Below are 18,576 nucleotides of genomic sequence, written 5' to 3' on the forward strand. Positions count from 1 at the left end.
AACGGAGTAAACGCATGTGCCGACTTCACGCAAGATCCCATCACGTGCAGGTCAACAGTGGTCCGGCCGTCCATGACGCCCACGCGCCGCTCGGCCTGTCAGCTGATGCGCCAGACGGCCTCACGCGTCCGAAGCATGCCGTGTCCAACGGTGTTCGATGGACTTCACCAGGGCGGTCAGGGTCGCGTTCACCGGCGCCTCGAGACCGATCCGCTCCGCCTGTCGCGGCACGGCACCGTTGATCACGTCGATTTCGCTGGCCCGACGCTCTTCGTGGTCGAGCAACGCCGAAGGTTTGGCGGCGGGCATCCGGGCGCCGAATGCGCGCACGTGTTCGACCGGATCCGCAACGGTTATCGCGATGCCGGCCGCACGGGCGATCGTCCACGCCTCGGTGGCGGCCGCGCGACTGACTCGCCCCATCTGCTCATCGTCCATGACCTCGCCGACGGTCATCCCGGTCAGCGCGCACGGCGCGCTGTAGGCGACGTTGCAGATCAACTTCTCCCACTGCATCGCGGCGATATCGGACACGGCAGCCGCATCGAAGCCCGCGGCACGCCAGACGTCCGCGATCGTGTCGACGAGCGAGTGGTCGAGGGTGGAATAGGCCCCGAATCGCATCGCGCTCATGGCATTGTGGTGTACGTGGGCCGGCCCGCGACGCGAGGCGCCGAACCCGCTCGCGATGCCGACGGCGACGCGGTGCCCACCGACGATCTCGGCCACCGCGTCCGCCGATCCGAGACCGTTCTGAATCGTCAGCACCGGAGTCGACTCGCCGAGCAGCGGCAGTGCCGCGCGCGCCCCAGCGGCCACGTCGGAGGCCTTGACGGCGAGCACGACGAGTTCCATCCGCTCCGCGGGAGCGGTATCGGCGGCACGCAGAGCGACCACCACATCGGACTCGGGCCCGGTGATCCGCAACCCGTCCCGGGAGATCCGGTCGGCGGTCTCGGGCCGCCGGGTCACCGCCAGGACGTCGTTGCCGGCGGCGGCGAGCTTGCCGGCGTAGATCGACCCCATTGCGCCACAACCGACTATCGCGATCTTCATACGTATTCCCTTGTCCCGGTTCGTGTCTTTATTCCAGCAACTCGGTGATCAGCTCGGCCAGGCCGGTCTTCTGTTCCAGCCCGAAGCCGGGGGCATCGGTCGGCGTGATCCGCCCATCGGCGAGGACGCACTGCTCGCTGTAGCCTCCGAAGGGCTGGAATACGCCGGGGTAGGATTCACAACCGCCGAGCCCCAGACCGACCACGATATGCAGGTTGAGCAGATGACCGCCGTGCGGGAACGCGAACCCGCGGTCGAAACCATGGGACTCGAGAACGCCGAGCATGCGGGCGTACTCGGTCAGCCCGTAACTGAGTCCGGCATCCATCTGGAAGATGTCGCGCTGCCGGCGCATACCGCCGAACCGCACCAGGTTCGTCACGTCCTGTACCGAGAACAGATTTTCGCCGGTGGCGACCGGCCCCGCGTAACTGTCGGTCAGGCGCTGGTTGAGGTCGAAGTCCAGCGGATCGCCGGCCTCCTCGTACCAGCGCAGTTTGTAGGGACTCAGCGCCTGAGCCCAGTCGGTGGCGGCGGCCAGATCGAACCGGCCGTTCGCGTCGACCGCGACCCGATCCGCCGCACCGACGATCTCGACGACGGCCTCGATCCGTGCGAGATCGTCGGCCAACGGGGCGCCGCCGATCTTCATTTTGTATGCGTCGTAACCTATGTCGCGGTATCCGCGCATCTCCTCACGCAGTTGCGGGATCCCCCGATCCGGATAGTAGTAACCACCCGCGGCGTACACCGGCACTCCGCCGGTGATCGGCTCCCGCCCGAAGTGACGCGCGATGCTCGCATAGGCGGGCTCGTCGTCGAGTTTGGCGTCCAGATCCCAGCAGGCGAGCTCGAGGGCACCCGCCGCCGCTGCGCGGTCCCCGTGGCCGCCGGGCTTCTCGTCCCGCATCGCACACCGCAGTACCTTCGCCGGATCGATCCGTCCCTGTTCGCCGAGTAGCGAATCCGGTGGTGCCGCCAGCACCCGTGGAATCATTCGGTCGTGCAGAATGCCGCTCTGCGCGAAGCGGCCGATCGAGTTGAAAGCCACCCCCACCACGGGTTTGCCGTCGCGAATCACGTCCGAGACCACAGCGACCAGCGAGATCGTATGGCTGGAAAAGTTCACCAGTGCGTTGGCGACGTCGCCGTGTAATCGGACCGGTGTCTCCATAATCGCGGTGATGCGCACGGCATCGCTCCTTGTCCATGTGTATTGCGGCAGGGTGATCCGCCCGCGGGCGGGTCCAGCGCGGGTTATGACTTCGTCTCGGTCAGCCCGTCGGGCCGGTATTTGCGCAGATCTGCACTGGCCGCGGAGTCCAGATACTCGTCGATGCGGGTGATCCGGCCGCCCGCGACGGTGACGAAGAAGCAGGCCCGCACGGTGATTTCCTCGCCGCCCGGGCAGCGCCCGCGCAGAACATGACGTTGTACGTAGCCGTCTCGGGCAGGCATCCGGGAGACCTGCTCGTAGCGCATGTCCTTCAGCGTCGCCGAAAGCCAGGCCAGAGACGCGAGGTTCTGCGCGACAGTCATTTCCAGGCCGTCGCTGTTGTGCCAGATGATCGCGTCCGGGGCATAGATGCGCCCGGCGATCTCGTCGATATCGCCTCGCTCGACCGCGGCGATGAAATCCCCGGCCAACTGTTCCAGCGCCGGATCGAGCCCATCGGCGGTGCAGGGTGCCGATGCCTCGCTCATGCGAACCTCTTCTCGATCCACGCGGTGGTCAGATCGGCGAGTTCGGTACGGGCACCGGCAGGTTCGAGAAAATAGTGGTCCGCGTGGATGTCGTGGCGCTGTTTGTCCGTACTCGCCAGCGCCTCGTACATGGCGTCGGCGTCACTGGGGTAGACCCCGGTGTCGGCGTCGGCGTTGACCACCAGCGACGGCACCCCGATTCGCGCCAGATGTGGTTGCGCGCGGGTCTGGGAATCATCGAGACTCCACAGGCTCAGCCAGGTGCGCAGTGTGGACGCCGCGGCGATGCCGTAGACCGAGCGGTTGGCGCGCTCGGGCTTACCGGCATAGCAACTGTTCGGGCGGCGGCGGGTCGGCTCGAGTGTCGGGTCGACCATTCGGGGGTCGGCCCACGTGCGGAATACGCTGAACGGCCGGTCGTGGTATCCGCCCTCCGTCAATCGTGCCAGCTCGGCCTTGACCCAGGCGGTGATCCGCCGGTTGCGTGCGGCCTGGGCGGCCCGATAGCGGGCCACGAAGTCCGCATCGTAGGGCGGTCCGTTCCGCGGATCGAACAGGTCCAGGGACGCATCGGTTTTCAGTGGATCGTTCTCATCGACGACCGCGCCGTCCATCCAGGCGGTCAGCACGTCGGGCCGGCCGAGATGCGCGGCGACGGAGATGTAGGCGTCGCCCGCGGGCAGTTCGTCGGCGCCGGAGGCCAGGCGCATGCCCGGCAGTGGTGTCACATTCGGCTCGGTCGCCTGCGATTGGTAGGCCGCCATCAGCGATCCGCCGCCGGAATTGCCCAGTAGCACAACGATCTCCGCGCCGGCAACCTCACGTAGCCAGCGGACGCCGACGCCGATGTCGACCAGTGCGTGATCGAGCAGGAAGTGGTTCTCGTCGCCACGGAAACGGGTGTTCCATCCGAGGAATCCGATCCCGCGCTCGGCGAGGTATTCGGCGAGATAGTGCTCGGAGAAATCGATCTGGTAGTGGGTGGCGATCACCGCCACCCTGGGGGATTTACCGGCCGGGGTGTGATAGATGCCCTGACACGGGTGCCCGCCCGCGCCGGCCCGCCCGACGACCGGAGAGGGAAGTCCGACGAATGTCCGTTCGATAGTCAATGTTCGCTCCTGCGGTGATGAGGAAAAGTATTCTGCGGGTGATCTATCCGACCCGGCGGCCGTCGGTGGGCCAGTAGCGGTCGCGGAGCACCCGTTTGAGGATCTTGCCGCTCGGGTTGCGCGGCAGGTCGTCCACGACGTCGACCGTGGTCGGGCATTTGTAGTGGGCCAGGTTCCGGCGGCAGTAGTCGATCACCTCGCGGGCCTGCAGCTCGACACCCGCGCGCGCCACGACCACCGCCTTGACCGTCTCACCCCATTTCTCGTGCGGCACACCGACTACCGCGGCGTCCGCGACATCCGGATGTTCCATCAGGGTGTTCTCGACCTCGGCGGGATAGATGTTCTCGGCACCGGACACGATCATGTCCTTGACCCGGTCGGTGATGTAGAGATAGCCGTCCTCGTCGAAGTAGCCGGCATCGCCGGTGCGCAACCAGCCGTCCGCGGTGACGGCCGCCGCCTGCTCGGCGGGCCTGTTGCGGTAACCGGTCATCAGCAGGTCACTGCGGGTCCACACCTCGCCGACCTGTCCGGGCCGCAGCCGCTCGCCCGCGACCGGGTCGAAGACGGCGACCTCGACACCATCGACCGGCCGCCCGGCGGAGGTCAGCCGATGCGCCGGAGCGTCCGGCGCGTGGTCGGCCGGCCACAGGAAGGTGATAGGGCCGTTGCTCTCGGTCATGCCGTAGGACTGGGTCAGCTCGCAGCCGAACATTTCGCGGGCCTCCCCGAGCACGGTGGTCGAAATCGGCGAGCCGCCGTAGATGATCATTTTCAATGCCGAGTAGTCGACTTCCGGGGCCACCGGGTCGCGCGCCAACATCTGCAATACCGCCGGCACCACCAGTGCGTGTGTGACGCAATATCTTTCGAATAGGCGTAGCACCTCGGCAGGCACTATCTCGTTCACATACAGTGCATGCGCACCACGCGCGAGACACAGGAACAGCCATCCGCTGCCCGACAGATGGAACGTCGGGGCGGGCACGAACACCACATCGTCGGGGCCGATCGACCACGGCGCGGTCTTGGCCAGATTGGCGCTCACACTGCGGTTAGCCAGCTGGACGCCCTTCGGTCGTCCCGTGGTACCGGAGGTGTAGAAGAGGAACGCAATGTCCTCCGGTTCCGGTTCACCGCCGGGGTCCTGGGCGCTCTGTTGGTCGAGCCACGCCCGCAACGGTGTGGCCACCCCGTCGACGACGAGGCAGTCGCCGTTCCCCGGCTCCTCGGCAGGCAAGCCGAGCAGCGGGAGCAGGTGCGGTTCGCACACGATGACCGCGGGGTCGGCATCGGCGAGAATCTCCGCCATCTCCGGCCGGGCCAGACGCCAATTCAGCGGAACCCCCGCCGCTCGTACCTTCGAGGCGCCCACCAGCGTGGTCGCCCAGGTACGGGTGTCACGCCCGAGAAAGGCGACTCGCTGCCCCGCTCCGACGCCGAGGGCGCGCAGTCCGTTGGCGCATCGCGAGGTCAGCTCGTCGAGCTCGCGATAACTCAGCGATCCTTGACCGCCGACCGTAATCGCGGTCGCCTCCGGGCGGACCCGCGACCAGTGCCGCACCATATGTGCCAGTGACGCATCGACCTTCATCGGACTCCTGACGCCGGGCCGGAGGTCAGCTCCCTCGACTGCGCTGCCCATCCGCCCAAAAATATAAATCTGATCTCACAATCATGTCTCAGGGATGCGGCGCTGACAAGACCCCAGGGGCCGATCCGTCACATCGCGTCGGTGCCGGGCTTCCAATAGATCGCACGGAACCAGATGTCGGCGAGCGCGGCGACCGCCTCGTCGTCGTCGATATCGGGCGCGCCACCGGCGAGGTGCTCGTAACAGAACTGATTGAGCATCGCCACGATCGCCGAGGCGGTCACTCGCGGCACCAGCCCCGGACAGTAACCCTCGTCTTGCGCATGCACGATCGATTCCGCGATGCCCGCCACCGCGTCATCACAGAGTTCGCGCCAATACCGGGCGAACTCGTCGTTGACCATCGCCAATTGACTGACACCGACCATCTCGGCGAGCCGCTCCCGGTAGGTATCCCAATGGGCCCGGGCGGACTGCGTAACGCGCTCCCGATGCGACAGGCCGGAGCGGTCGGCGGGTCGCGCACGGCGGCTCGCCTCGACCTTGAACTCCTCGGCCCAATGCGCCAGCAGAGCCTCCTTGGAGTCGAAATAGTTGTAGAACGACGCCGGTGAGCGCCCCGCCTCCTTGGCGATGTCCGGGATCGTCATCTTGAGAAACCCCTTGTCGGCGATCACCTTCCGCGCCGCGGACTCGATCGCGGCCAAGGTCTCCCGGCCGCGAATAGTTGGACGCGCACGCTCAGCCATACCGAACTCCTCACCTCGTCGGTCACGACCCTAACTGCCGGAGCAGCGTGGTTCAGCCAGGCTCTGGCCGATTTATGAACCTGATGTTAACCTCAGATTCATAAGTCACGGCGATCAGGAGGATGGCGATGACGCGAGAGAATCCAGAATTCCAGCTCGGCGGCTTCAATCACGTCGCACTCGTGTGTTCCGATATGGCGCGCACGGTCGAGTTCTACACGCAGGTCCTGGGAATGCCGTTGATCAAGACAGTGAACCTTCCCGACGGGCAGGGCCAGCACTTCTTCTTCGATGCCGGCGGCGGGAACTCGCTGGCTTTCTTCTGGTTCCCCGACGCACCCGAGGGGGTGCCCGGCATCTCGGCTCCGGTGGCCGTACCCGGATTCGGCGAATGGTCCAGCGCCATCGGCTCGCTCAATCACGTCGCCTTCGACGTCCCCGCCGACAAGTTCGAGGAATACCGCGCCAAACTCAAGGCCAAGGGCGTCAAGGTCGCCCCCATCGTCAATCATGACGAGAGCCCGACTCAGGTGGCGACCACCATGCACCCCGGCGTCTATGTTCGCTCATTCTACTTCCAGGACCCGGACGGGATTCTGCTCGAATTCGCCTGCTGGATGCGCGAATTCACCGATGCAGACGTTCAGCACGCACCGGTGAGCCGGGCCGGGCGGACCCTCTCGACAGTCACGGACGCCTGACACCGGCGGATCGCCGTCCGGAGGGATATCTCATGCAGAGCTGGATACACGTGCTGGAGTGGCGGGCCATCGGGCGGCGAGACCAGCCCGCGCTGCGCGACGCCGACAACGCCTACACCTACGGCGAACTGCTCGCCGAAGTCGAACGGCGGGCCGGCGGCTGGGCGACACTGGGCATCGGCCCGGGCGATGTGGTCGCGGTCATCGCCCGCAACAGTGCGGCCTACCTCATCCAAGCCTTGGCACTGATGCGTGCCGGTGCGATCCCCGCATTGATCAACTGGCGGCTGACCGCACACGAATTGGCACCGCTGCTCGACCTGATCGATCCGGTGGCAGTCCTGGCAGGCCCGGACCTGGTTTCCACCCTCGATTCGGTACAACCACCCCGCGACCTCAGGGCCAAGGTCGTACTCGGCGGCCAGGGAGACGACGGGTGGCAACCGGAGGCCGTCGCGCCGGCCCCACCCCGCCCCGTCGAGCGGCTCACCTCCGATTCGGTGTTCGCGCTGATGCACACCAGCGGAACCACCGGTCGCCCCAAGCTGATCCCACTCGACCACGGCTCACTCATCCGGTCGCTGTCGGGCTTCGCGCTCGATATCGGTGACCAGGTCGCCGGGGCCCAGCACCTGCAGATCATGCCGTTGTTTCATCTGGCCGGCTTCGCCCAGGCGATGCAGGCCATCCTCACCGCGGGCACGCTGACCGTGCACGAAACCTTCCGCGCGGCGGATGTGGTGGACGCGTTCGAGACCGAGCGCATCGAATTCTTCACTGCCGGACCCACGCTGATCGACATGCTGGTCACCGAGATCCGGTCCCGGGCCCGCCCGCCGGATCTGTCCGCACTCGTGGAGATCCAGTACGGCTCCGCACCGATCACGCCGACCCTGCTCCGCGCGGCCGTGGAAACCCTCGGCTGCCGCTTCCGGCAGATCTACGGCGGCACCGAATGCCAGTCGTTCGTCACCCAGCTGAGCCCCGACGACCACACTCCTGACAGCCCGTATCTGACCAGCGCCGGGCAGCTCACCATCGGCTGGGAGGCACGGGTGGTGGCACCGGATGGCAGCGACGTGCCGACCGGCGAACCGGGCGAACTGATCATCCGAGGTGAAAGCCTGTTTGCCGGATATTGGGGCGATCAGGACGCCACCGATGCCGCGTTCACCGACAGCTGGTACCACACCGGCGATATCGCTCGCCTCACCGAGGACCGGTACCTGTTCATCGTCGACCGCGCCAAGGACATGGTGATCAGCGGCGGCGAGAACATCTATCCCGCCGAGGTCGAATTCGCGCTGGCCGAACACCCCGCCGTCGCCGAGGTCGCGGTCATAGGGATCCCGGACGAAAAATGGGGACAGCGCGTGCACGCCGTGGTGGTGTCGAACGGCGAGGAGCCGGTGACCGAGGCGAAAGTCATCGAGTGGTGCCGCGGGCGGCTGGCGCACTTCAAGTGCCCGCGTTCGGTGGAATTCGCCGACGATCTGCCCCGCGGCGCCACAGGGAAGGTACTCAAGGCCGAGTTGCGCGCCGGCCACCGATAAAGTTCATGCCTATGGCCAGGACCGCGCGCGGCCGCGCAACTCGGGAAGCGTTCCGGGAGGGCGCTCGCCGGGTCTTCACCCGGGACGGATATCTCAACGCGCGCTTGAGCGACATTGCCGCCGAAGCGGGCCGGTCCCCCGCGCTGCTCTACCAGCACTACGACGGTAAGGAAGCGTTGCTGGCCGAGCTCGCCGAAGACTTCAGCGAGCAACTGCAAGCCAAGATCGCCGAACCCTACCGCAGCGGCCTCACCCCGATCGCCGCATTGCGGGAGGCGATCCGGTTGTTCTGGCTGCACTACCGCGAACACCTGGCCGAGGTGATCGGAATATCCCAGGCGGCGATGATCGATCCCGCATTCGCCGCGCGGTGGCGCGAGATCCACCGCAGCGCAACCGAACTCATCGCGAGCGGCATACGCGCGGCGCAGGCCGCCGGGTACTGCCCCGGTCTGCACCCCGACATCGCCGCCTCGGCACTGGCCGCCATGATCGAACAGTTCTGCCTCACCTGGCAGTACCAGAACGACAACCCGGAATTCGAACTCACCGACGAGACCGCAGTCGAAACCCTGTGGCAACTCTGGGGACATGCGGTGTACTGGATAGACCCGCTTCCGGCGACCGCTGATGCCGAGCCCCACAGCGCACCTCCACCGACTGGATAGCTCGAGGTATCGTCGGTGCCCTGCACCGCGTCGGAGCTGCCCGCGGGGTCTTCATCACCACCAGCGCCTTCACATCGGGTGCCCCCGAGTACGCGCAGAGCATCAGCACCCGCATCATCCTCATCGATGGTAGGCGCCTCGCAGAGCTCATGATCCGCTACGGCGTCGCCGTCCGGACACGACAACCTTCACCATCGTTGAGGTCGACGAGGACTACTTCGAATGACCCGCCCGAAGGTGCTCTGGCAGCCACGGTGAATGCGTCGAAGTGTCTGCAGGCAATTGGGCGAGCGCGATCGTGGCGTCGAGTAGTTCGTGTGCTCGGGCCCAGGGGCCGAACCCCGAAGCCAGGTTGAGATGGCCGACGTCGCCGAGTGAGATGAGATGGCTTCCCCAAGTCTGGGCCAGCTCCGCTGTCCATGACGGCGAAGCCAGCGGATCAGTGGTGCTGGCGGCCACGGTGGGATCAGCAGTGAATCGCATTGTGCTGGTGTCCTTGTGCGCGTTGTGCGTCGGTGGCGGCCATTGCGTGTAGTCGGGTCAGGACTAGGTCGTGGTCGATTTCGATGTCGGTGCGTGCGGGCCATTGGGATTCCAGGTGGCGGCAGTAACTTTCGAATGCCAGCCGCCGTTGCACGACAGCAACGGTCAACCCTGGATCACGCGCCGGCCACCAACACCCGATCCCGATGAAAACACAGCAGACAATCACCATCAGGACAGTCACGATCGCGACCACTCCTCAAGCCCTCTCGTTCCGCACATGCTGGATCACCAACGCAGCCGAAGGCCGGAAAGCCCCGGCCGGTACTTGCTTCCAGCTCCGGTAGCTGTCGCCCGGATCGCCCGGAACCGGCAATGCGACACTGGCCCCCATCGGTGCGAGGGTTACCGAGCGGCAATACATTTCGGCGTAGAGCTCGTAGTCATCGAACGCGATGTCGGGCTCCAGCAGGAACGTCCACCGCCGACTACGGGTATGCACGATGACCGGCCCCGGTTCGACACCGACGGCACGGAGGGAAGACGACACCCGTTGACCGAGCGCCTCCGGCGTTGTAATCGCCGCTATCGCACCGGCTCTCACAACCAGGCGGCCCGAACAGGGATCGATCGAGACGGGCAGGCCACAGCGGTCTCGGTAGTAGCCGAAGACAGTGTTCACAGCGCTATCAACCGGATGGGACATCGAAACCTCGATTCTGGTGGAAGAGATCGGCAACTTGTCGAGTGACGTTGCGCGGCAGCCGTACTCGGAGTTCAGGGGCGGGTTTCGCTCGCCCATCGAGCGAAAGACAATCGCGGCCGGACGGTCTCGACATCGGCAACACACATCACCGCCTGCAGAGTGACCGGACCGAGGTGATCGGTCGACGGAACGATCACAACATCGGCCCCGGTGGCGCGAACCTGGTCGACCAGCGGTATCCGGCTCGTCTGCGGCGGCCACACCAGCGTGTACCCGAGGTGCCGCGCCAGTCGGCGCAGCTGAGCGAGATCCCACTCCGACACGTCCGAATCCGGATGGGTAAACCCCAGCGCGATCGAACGACCGCCCCTCACGACCGGTCCTTGCGACGCTCGCGGTTCAGCGGCAGCCGGAACAGCGCCAACGTGAGCCCGAGCAGGTTGCAGATCAGAAGCAGCAGGCACCAATCGCAACTGGTCATAAACGTCCCCTCTGATTGTGTCCCACTCGGCAGTCGGGATTGCAGTGCCGAGTTGCCGAAGTACGAACTGGACTATGCCACTTTATCCAAGTGGACTAGGCCACTTTGCAAAAGCTGGTGAAAATTTCAGTCAGGCACTCCGGCCGGCGCTAAATATTCACCGGATACTCTTGGCGGACAGCCCAACGTTCCGGTGGATACACCGCCTCGTCGAACTGGATCGGAGAGTCGGCGGAGTCGTAGGCCACGAGCCAGTAGGCCAGCACAGGCGAGCAGGCCGACAAACCGAGTACGGCGTTCTCATCGTCCGTGGCGGCTCGTGCGCACGCCTGGTCGTGTACATAGGCCGCTCGTTTGCCCGCAGCCTTGGCGAGATACCCCAGGGTCCCGCCGCCTACCCGTTCCGTGAGGAGTAATCGCGGTGCTATCTCAGCGAAGTATCCCGGGAACCACGACGTCGATAGTTCGACCACGCCGGTGTCGTTGCTGATGATCCGTTGCCGACGGACAACTCGATCACCGGCGGGCAGGTTGAGTGATTCCGTGACGTGAGCGGGTCCGATAGCGAAGCCGACAGCCGGGAACTCGACACTTTCGGAATCGGAGTACATAGTTCCTAATGTCGAAGCTCGCTCGAGGCGTTCCCGGGCCCGCGGCGCGGCGTGGGGCGCCCGAACATAGGTGCCCGACCCTTGCCTGGATTCGACCAGCCCTTGCTGTCGCAGCACCTGCAGAGCTTTGCTCGCAGTGGGACGTGCGACGTTCCAGGCAACGGCGAGCTCGCGCTCGGACTGCACCTCGGCTCCCGGAGGTAGATCACCGCGCACGATCTGGTCTCGAAGATGACCGGCAATCTGCAGATACTTCGGCAGCACCTCTTGGATCTGGGGCACCTGTCCACCTCCGGTCAACTACCGTATGCCACTAGCCACTATACGAGTCCTGAGAATGAAGGGTTCATTCAGCGATGCCAGCGATCGCAATTGCAGCCGGCGGTGGAGGCGATGCCATCGCGGCCGCCATGCTGGCCTCGGCGATGCCGGAGCTGGGAATCCGGGCAATCATGAGCTACTCCTGGGATCGCTTCATGATCGACCCCGTGCCTGGGCCCCGCACAGCGACGGACTTCCAGGGCTTGATCGACCGTGGAGGCGTCATGGAAATTCCGGCTGGCGCCGCACTTCATAAAGGGCAGTCGACGTTGCCCCGCTTGGCCGGCTGTATCGACAAGCCTGTGCTCTTACTGGACGCGGCATCTGGCGCAGCCGGAATGGCGGACCTGATCAACAGTGCAGCAGAGGTTTTCGCCGCAGCCGAGGTAGTGGTTGTTGATGTCGGCGGCGATATCCTCGCCGAGGGGCACGAAGATTCTCTACGGACGCCGCTGGCCGATTCCCTCGCTCTCGCGGCGGCGGCACGGTCAGCTCTGCCTGTCCGCGTGATCGTCGCCGGAACAGGGCTCGACGGGGAGTTGACAAACCGCGAACTCCGCAGCCGCTTGCACCAACTCGAAGCTCGCCGGACAGGTGCTTTGACGTCACGAGACGCCGCACCCTTCACCGACGTGTGGTCCTGGCATCCCTCCGAGGCCAACGGCCTTCTCGCCGCCGCCGCGAGTGGATGGCGAGGCAGAGTCGAAACCCAGCGAGCCGCAGTCATCGAACTCACCGACGCAGCACCTCACATATTCGAGGTCGACGCCCGCCGGCTGGTCGACACATCCTTGGCCGCGCCGCTCGTATCAACGTCCGAATTGAGGGAAGCGGAGGCGATACTGCGTAACCGTCGCGGTGGTCGCAGTGAGCTCGATATTGAGCGGCGGCGCGCAGTGGTCGGGTATGCGGAGGTGGTGGTTCCGAACCGGGAGACCCTGGGCGTCATCGACGAGTACGTTCGCGGGGCGCGAGGTCGCGTCGACGCATTGACCATCCGACGAGTCGCCGAACTGGTTCGCGCAATTGATCCGCCTACCACGGACGCGTTGCGTACATTGCTTACCCATTCCCGCGGCCTCAACTTCCGGCCGCCGCTGTACAGATGCCGGTAATCCGGTTTCGGCACCTTCGAATCGGCCATGCAACGACAAAGGCTTCGAGACCGAAGCTGACCGTACTGGATTCCGACTTGGCGCGGGATATTGATCGGATCGCGGAGGCCGCGGGCGCCATCCCGGCTGATGAGCCGGTATGACAGCGAACGTAGGGGCCGAAATCATTCCCCTGTCGGTGCCGCGCATCGGCGAAGTCATGGACCTCATGGGCACCGGCGCCCCGTACATCACTCCGCGCACCAGCTCGGACTACTGGCTGTACGCCACCTTGTTTTCGAGTGGCTGCCCGCTCGCCGTCGTCGAGGACCGGATCGTGGACGCGGTGACCGCCTTCCGGGGCCAGGACGACCCCGACTCGAATCCCCCGGCCTCAGTCGCTCGTGTCGCGCGCTCGGGATCGCCTGTCGGGGGCCTTTGCGGGCGTGAGAAGGTGTTCCGGTCTCGCTCAGTGGTAATCGGTCTCGAAAGCCGGGCGTTCGGCAGTGAAAGCTGTGACAAGCATCGCAGCGCAACCGGAGGCTCTCATGACCGCCAGCACCGATCCGCAGCCGTCACTCGAACAGGCACTCGCACGCCTGACCGGGCCCGGCGGGCCGTTCGAACAGGTCGAGCAGGACGTACTGGGCATCCGGATGCAGGTCATGAAGAATCGCCGACGGGCGGTCGCCGAACTGTTCACGGACTCCCTGGCGTGGGGTGATCGCGACTATCTGGTCACCGCCGACCGACGCATCTCCTTCGCCGGACACGGCGAATCCGTCACCGCGTTGGCGCGGGCACTGCACGACAAGTACGGCGTCGGCGCAGGCGACCGAGTTGCCGTGCTCGCGGCCAATACCCCGGAATGGGTGATGACCTTCTGGGCCACACAACTTCTCGGCGCCATCACCGTGGGCCTCAACGGCTGGTGGGCACCCCAGGAGGTCAGCTACGGCGTGCGGCACAGCCGTCCGACCGTGCTCGTGGTCGACGCGAAACGTGCTGCCGCACTTCCCGAACTGCCGGACACCGTCACCGTGCTGACCATGGAAGCCGACCTCCCCGCCCTGATCGCCGAATTCGCCGGCGCCGACGCGCCGCGCACGGAAATCGGCGAGGACGATCCGTCGGTCATCCTCTATACCAGCGGAACCACCGGTCGACCCAAGGGGGTCCTGCATTCGCAACGCAACCTGCTCGCGGTCGTGGACTACATCCGCTACGGCGACGCCCTCGGCGCCGAAATGCGCGGCCAAACCTACGACCCCACCGCGCCGAGCCCGACCCGCACGCTTCTGACCTCACCGCTGTTCCATATCGCCAGCCTGCACAATCTGGTGGTTCCGCGCCTGCTCACCGGCGGGACGGTGATCATGCCGCAGGGCGCGTTCGACCCTGACACCATCCTCGGCCTGATCGAACGCGAACGAATCACGAACTGGGGCGCGGTGCCGACGATGGTGAGCCGCATCCTCGAGCACGGCGGGCTCGACAAATACGACCTGTCCTCGATGCAGAACCTCGCCATGTCGGCGGCGCCATCGTCGGAAGCATTCAAGGACAAGGTGCGCGAGACGCTGCCGTTCGCTCGCACCGCTCTGGTCGACAGCTATGGCCTCACCGAATGCAGTACGGCCATCACCGTGGCGACCGCCGCCGATCTTGCGGCGAACCCCGGAACCCTGGGTCGGCCGATCATCACCGTGGAGATGGAAATCCGCGACGCCCTCGGCGAACGGGTGCCCGACGGCACCGAGGGCGAGGTCTGCGCACGCAGCCCGTTCGTCATGCTCGGCTACTGGGAGGACGAGGCGGCCACCGCGGCCGCGATCACCCCCGACCGTTGGTTGCGCACCGGTGACTACGGGATCGTCGAAGACGGCAAGCTGCGATTGTCCGGTCGCCGTTCGGATCTCATTCTGCGGGGCGGCGAGAACGTCTACCCCGTCGAGATCGAACAATGTCTCGACGAGCATCCCGACGTGGCCGAATGCGTGGTGTTGGGGATCGACCACGCCGACCTCGGTCAGGAAGTCGCCGCCCTGGTGGTGTTGCAACCTGGCGCGAACACCACCCAGGAACAACTCCGCGACTTCGCGTCGCGGCGACTGTCTTATTTCAAGGTCCCGACCCGGTGGAGGCTGACCCGGCAACCGTTGCCGCGCAACGCCACCGGCAAGGTGATGCGGCACCGGGTCGACTTCTGAACCGGTGGTCGCGGATCTGGCAGTCCCTATCGTCCCAGCGGAACCTGCCGCCATTGGTCGAGAATCTGATTGATGGTGTGCCCCTTCCAGGTCATCACCGCCACATAGCGCGAATACGGCGCCTCGGGGAAGAACGTCCACACCGGAGGATGTGTGACATCGCGACCGTAGTCGGTCCCGGCACAGGTGACGACCAGCGGAGGCTGCGGCTGCCTGTCGTGCTCTATGCGTTGCGGGCGGGTGTCACATCCGCTGAACAGGCGCGAAACCAGTTCGTCGAGACCGAGATCCGCGTGCGCGGAACCGGCACGGTCCATGATGTCGACCATCAGCGGAGTCTCACCCGAGTCCCCCATCGGAACGGTGCACGAGATGCGGGCGTAGTCGTGATCGGCGGGATTCTCCACCGACCCCGGATCGTTCTGCGCGCAGGTCGCTCCACGCCATCCCGTATTGGCGTTCATTCCACCGATGAGTCCGGGGAAGGCGACCGAGGCGGGCGCGTGCCGATCGTCCCAGCCCGATGCGGCGCCCGGCACGGTGTGCGCGGACCCATCCGTCTCGTCCGACCTGCCGAACAAATCGGTCCCCAATGCCAGCCCTGCGCCCACCACCAGGATGACCACCACGACACCTGCCGCCAGCAGCACATTGCGCGACAACCGGATTCCGCCCGAATCACCCGCTGTCTCCGAGCTGTCCGGATGCGCGTCCTCCCGGGGCGTAGTTTCCGGAGTCACACCTTCGGGGTCCGCGTTTTCGGGAGTCGTGTCTTCAACAGTCCCGTCCCCCGGCCTCACGTTGTCCACCGGCATCGACACGGCCGTGATATCGCTGATCACCCCGGCAACACCGATCTCCAGCTCGGCGCGCCGCACCTCGGCAAGGAATTCGCGGCAGCTCGGGAAACGATCGTCCGGCTCCTTGGCCAGAGCCCTCGCGAAGGCGGGATCGAGTACCGCCAGCTCCGGCATCAACTGGCCCGGCAACTGCGGCGGCCGATAGACGTGCGCGTACGCCAGGGCGAGCGGATCGGTCACCGAAAACGGCGACTGCCCGGTCAGCAGCACGAACAGGCTGCACGCGAGGGAGTACTGGTCGGACCGGTGATCCACGACACCACCGGAAACCTGCTCCGGCGAGATATACGCGGCGGTCCCGGTTACCGAACCGGTTCGGGTCAGGCCGGTGGTCGCATCACGCAGACGAGCGATACCGAAATCGGTGAGCAGCACGCGTTCCGGACGTCCGGGCTCGGGCGCGGCGATCAGAAAGTTCGACGGCTTCACATCCCGATGCAGCACCCCGACCCGATGCGCGTAATCGAGGGCGTCCGCAATCTGCTCCCCGATCCGGAAAGCCCGTTCGGGTTCGACGCTGCGGAGTGCGCCGGCATCGGTGCCGTGCACGAATTGCATCGCAATCCAGTGGATCTCCCCGGTAACCCCGCGATCGAAGATGGTCACGATATTCGGATGATCCAGCCGGGCAGTGAAATTGCCCTCATGCTCGAACCGCTGCTGGGCTTCCGGGTCGGCCCTGGTCGGATCGAGCAGCTTCAGCGCGACCGGCCTGGGCAGCCGCGGGTCCTGCGCCAGATAAACGATTCCCCAGCCACCGGCACCCAGTTTACGGTCGATGATGTACCCGGCGAACGACTCACCAGCCTCGAGCTCGATCATCGCTACTGTCACCCCTCCCGGTACGCCGTCGGTCACCGACCATACCGCAGGCAAACCGGCACTGCGGACCCGTTGAACGTCCCGGCAATCGCCGAACTCCATTGACAGCACGGATGTTTCACACTCGACGTGGTGGCCTGTTGTCGCCCGTGCCGACGCCTGGGAGGTTTTGGTGATGATCGCCCATGGGCGGGTGGTCGGTTTCCGTCGAAACCGTGCAACAGTCGGTTCAGCATGTCGATCAACTCGGTGATCGCGACCGCCTGACCCCGACAGGGCTTCAGCGGGGAATGGACCACGTTCAACGACGGGTCCACCCCAGGCCTCGGCGAGGTCCTCACCGTCAGCAGCTCCACCGCACGGACACATGATCGGCCCGACGGTTACCGCGTCAGGCCGCACCGCAAGCGAAACCATCGGTCGGCATGGAGCCGGTGACGAGGTATTCGCCGATGACGTCGTCGGCGCAGGGGTTCTTCCCGAGCACGTACGCGCCGTGTCCGCTGTTGTCGACGGTCAGTAGCCGGGAGCGGTCGCCGAACTCTTCGTGCACCAATTCGGCATTACGCAACGGCGTCACGGGATCACGCTGGTTCTGTGTGATCAGAACGTTCGTCGGACCACCGTCGTCGATTGCGACGGGAGCTTCCGATGGCCCGGAGCGCCAGAACGCGCACGGCATGATGTTCGCGGCCGCCGCCCCGAAGAGTGGATGAACCTTGCTGTCTGCGGCGATGGCTTTCTTGTACGTGGCGGGATCTTCCGGCCACTCCACGTCGTTGCACGTCACTGCAAGGAACACCGACCATGTGTTGTCCAGTTCCGGCGTCACATGCGGAAGCTGCACCTGCCCCGAGGGCGCCCCTTCTCGTGCGGACTTCCATGCCTTCGCGGTCGCCTCGTACATGCGCGGATTATACAGTGCCACAAAGGTACTCAAGCGAAAGAGTCGCCCGTCGAGTCCGTCGACGACGTCGTGGTCGAGCTTGTCGGCCAGCTCGAAATATGTGTCGCGCACCTCTGCCGGAGTGTTGCCGAGTCCGAATCGATCACTCCGGTCCGCCGCCCATTTCGCGAAGTCAGGAAAAGCATCTTCCATTCCGAGTGCGTAGTTTCGGATTCCTTCGTAGTCGAGGTGGGTATCTCCGATGTTGCTGTCGATAACGATCCGATCAGCGGTGTCCGGATACATCGACGCGTATGCCGCGCCGAGCGCAGATCCGTAGGAATAGCCGAGGAAGCTTGCCTTCTCCTCCCCGAGCGACTGGCGGACCCGGTTCATGTCGCGCGACATGTTCGCCGTCGAAACATATGGCACGAGAGGGTCCTCAGCGCATCGGCGAGCGACTTCTTCCGACAGTGCGGCCTGTTCGTCGAATGCCGCATCGTCGTATGCGTAGGGTGGAACCGCACCGAGGTAACCGAGGTCGTCGGTGAATCCACAGCTGATGCGAGTCGAGTGCCCGACACCTCGGGTGTCGATGCCGATGAGGTCATAAGTATCCAGCACCTCCTGCGAAATACCCTGCTTCGCAAGGAATTCAGGCTGATCGAGGCCGGTTCCGCCTGGCCCGCCCGGATTCAGCATCAATATCCCGCGACGCTTGTCGAGGTTTTTCGAGGCCAGTTTCGAGATCGCGAGATCGATCTTCACGCCCTCGGGGTCGTTGTAGTCGCGCGGCACCTGAATTTTGGCGCACTGCAACTGCCGCGGACCGCCCTTCGAGGCTTCGGCGCCGTCCGGGCAGGCCGTCCACTGCACATCCGTCGAAACCCGTCGCACGACATCGGGGTGCTCGGGGGTCGTCGAACACCCGGCGACGAGGATTCCCGTCAGGGTGGCCACCG

Annotated in this window: 17 protein-coding genes and 1 pseudogene; 6 read left to right on the forward strand and 12 right to left on the reverse strand. The window is 65.4% G+C overall.

The features are described 5' to 3' along the window. Positions 1–120: 120 nt before the first annotated feature. The 6 genes from NV2_RS16995 to NV2_RS17020 all read right to left on the reverse strand — a co-directional run bounded on the left by NV2_RS16995 (position 121) and on the right by NV2_RS17020 (position 6,218). Positions 121–1,056 (reverse strand): ketopantoate reductase family protein, encoded by a 936-nt coding sequence (locus tag NV2_RS16995; RefSeq protein ID WP_067874848.1) that lies wholly within the window; start codon positions 1,054–1,056, stop codon positions 121–123. A 28-nt stretch (positions 1,057–1,084) separates the two neighbouring features. Continuing rightward, entirely contained in the window at positions 1,085–2,248 is a 1,164-nt protein-coding gene (locus NV2_RS17000) for an enolase C-terminal domain-like protein (RefSeq protein ID WP_373863576.1), read from the reverse strand. A 65-nt stretch (positions 2,249–2,313) separates the two neighbouring features. Continuing rightward, positions 2,314–2,760, reverse strand: coding sequence for a nuclear transport factor 2 family protein (locus NV2_RS17005; protein ID WP_067874850.1), 447 nt, complete (start codon positions 2,758–2,760; stop codon positions 2,314–2,316). Next, positions 2,757–3,866: an alpha/beta hydrolase gene (locus tag NV2_RS17010; protein WP_067875013.1), complete on the reverse strand. Its 1,110-nt coding sequence runs from the start codon at positions 3,864–3,866 to the stop codon at positions 2,757–2,759. Before NV2_RS17010 ends, NV2_RS17005 begins: the two co-directional genes overlap by 4 nt. Before the next feature lie 49 nt (positions 3,867–3,915). Then, complete coding sequence (locus tag NV2_RS17015; RefSeq protein WP_067874852.1) at positions 3,916–5,469, reverse strand: long-chain-fatty-acid--CoA ligase; 1,554 nt, start codon at positions 5,467–5,469, stop codon at positions 3,916–3,918. Positions 5,470–5,597: 128 nt separating this feature from the next. Next, positions 5,598–6,218, reverse strand: a complete 621-nt coding sequence (locus tag NV2_RS17020) for a TetR/AcrR family transcriptional regulator (RefSeq protein ID WP_067874856.1) — start codon at positions 6,216–6,218, stop codon at positions 5,598–5,600. A 128-nt stretch (positions 6,219–6,346) separates the two neighbouring features. Between NV2_RS17020 and NV2_RS17025 the strand changes: the two genes are divergently transcribed. From NV2_RS17025 to NV2_RS32835, 4 genes are read left to right on the forward strand one after another with little or no spacing between them, the layout of a single operon-like run. After that, a complete protein-coding gene (locus NV2_RS17025; RefSeq protein ID WP_067875016.1) occupies positions 6,347–6,919 on the forward strand; it encodes a VOC family protein in 573 nt (190 codons plus the stop codon). A 32-nt stretch (positions 6,920–6,951) separates the two neighbouring features. Next, positions 6,952–8,472, forward strand: coding sequence for a class I adenylate-forming enzyme family protein (locus tag NV2_RS17030; protein WP_067874859.1), 1,521 nt, complete (start codon positions 6,952–6,954; stop codon positions 8,470–8,472). 11 nt (positions 8,473–8,483) lie between these two features. After that, positions 8,484–9,140 (forward strand): TetR/AcrR family transcriptional regulator, encoded by a 657-nt coding sequence (locus NV2_RS17035; RefSeq protein ID WP_067874863.1) that lies wholly within the window; start codon positions 8,484–8,486, stop codon positions 9,138–9,140. Between the two features lie 53 nt (positions 9,141–9,193). Next, positions 9,194–9,496, forward strand: coding sequence for a restriction endonuclease (locus NV2_RS32835; RefSeq protein WP_245662646.1), 303 nt, complete (start codon positions 9,194–9,196; stop codon positions 9,494–9,496). On the opposite strand, the pseudogene NV2_RS32840 reads toward NV2_RS32835, so the two are convergent. The 4 genes and pseudogenes from NV2_RS32840 to NV2_RS17055 form a co-directional block, all read right to left on the reverse strand. Next, a pseudogene (locus NV2_RS32840) lies at positions 9,456–9,623 on the reverse strand (alpha/beta hydrolase); the annotation flags it as partial. The gene NV2_RS32835 and the pseudogene NV2_RS32840 overlap by 41 nt on opposite strands. A 259-nt stretch (positions 9,624–9,882) precedes the next feature. After that, a complete protein-coding gene (locus NV2_RS17045; protein ID WP_157102943.1) occupies positions 9,883–10,425 on the reverse strand; it encodes a DNA-directed RNA polymerase subunit beta in 543 nt (180 codons plus the stop codon). Then, entirely contained in the window at positions 10,401–10,703 is a 303-nt protein-coding gene (locus NV2_RS17050; protein WP_245662642.1) for a hypothetical protein, read from the reverse strand. Before NV2_RS17050 ends, NV2_RS17045 begins: the two co-directional genes overlap by 25 nt. A gap of 256 nt (positions 10,704–10,959) precedes the next feature. Next, entirely contained in the window at positions 10,960–11,703 is a 744-nt protein-coding gene (locus tag NV2_RS17055) for a GntR family transcriptional regulator (protein WP_067874873.1), read from the reverse strand. Positions 11,704–11,777: 74 nt separating this feature from the next. On the opposite strand from NV2_RS17055, the gene NV2_RS17060 reads away from it, so the two are divergent. Beyond that, on the forward strand, positions 11,778–12,857 hold the full coding sequence (locus NV2_RS17060) for a DUF1152 domain-containing protein (RefSeq protein WP_067874875.1): 1,080 nt from the start codon (positions 11,778–11,780) through the stop codon (positions 12,855–12,857). Positions 12,858–13,384: 527 nt separating this feature from the next. After that, on the forward strand, positions 13,385–15,046 hold the full coding sequence (gene casG, locus NV2_RS17065) for a steroid-24-oyl-CoA synthetase (protein WP_067874878.1): 1,662 nt from the start codon (positions 13,385–13,387) through the stop codon (positions 15,044–15,046). Between the two features lie 26 nt (positions 15,047–15,072). On the opposite strand, the gene NV2_RS17070 is transcribed toward casG, so the two are convergent. Together NV2_RS17070 and NV2_RS17075 are read right to left on the reverse strand one after the other, a co-directional pair. Further along, positions 15,073–16,728, reverse strand: a complete 1,656-nt coding sequence (locus tag NV2_RS17070; RefSeq protein WP_168436128.1) for a serine/threonine-protein kinase — start codon at positions 16,726–16,728, stop codon at positions 15,073–15,075. Positions 16,729–17,119: 391 nt separating this feature from the next. Further along, the gene (locus tag NV2_RS17075; protein WP_245662643.1) at positions 17,120–18,490 is read right to left on the reverse strand and encodes an alpha/beta hydrolase; all 1,371 of its coding nucleotides are present in this window, start codon (positions 18,488–18,490) and stop codon (positions 17,120–17,122) included. Between the last annotated feature and the right edge of the window lie 86 nt (positions 18,491–18,576).

The sequence above is a fragment of the Nocardia vermiculata NBRC 100427 genome (genome assembly GCF_001613265.1).
Lineage (GTDB): Bacteria > Actinomycetota > Actinomycetes > Mycobacteriales > Mycobacteriaceae > Nocardia > Nocardia vermiculata.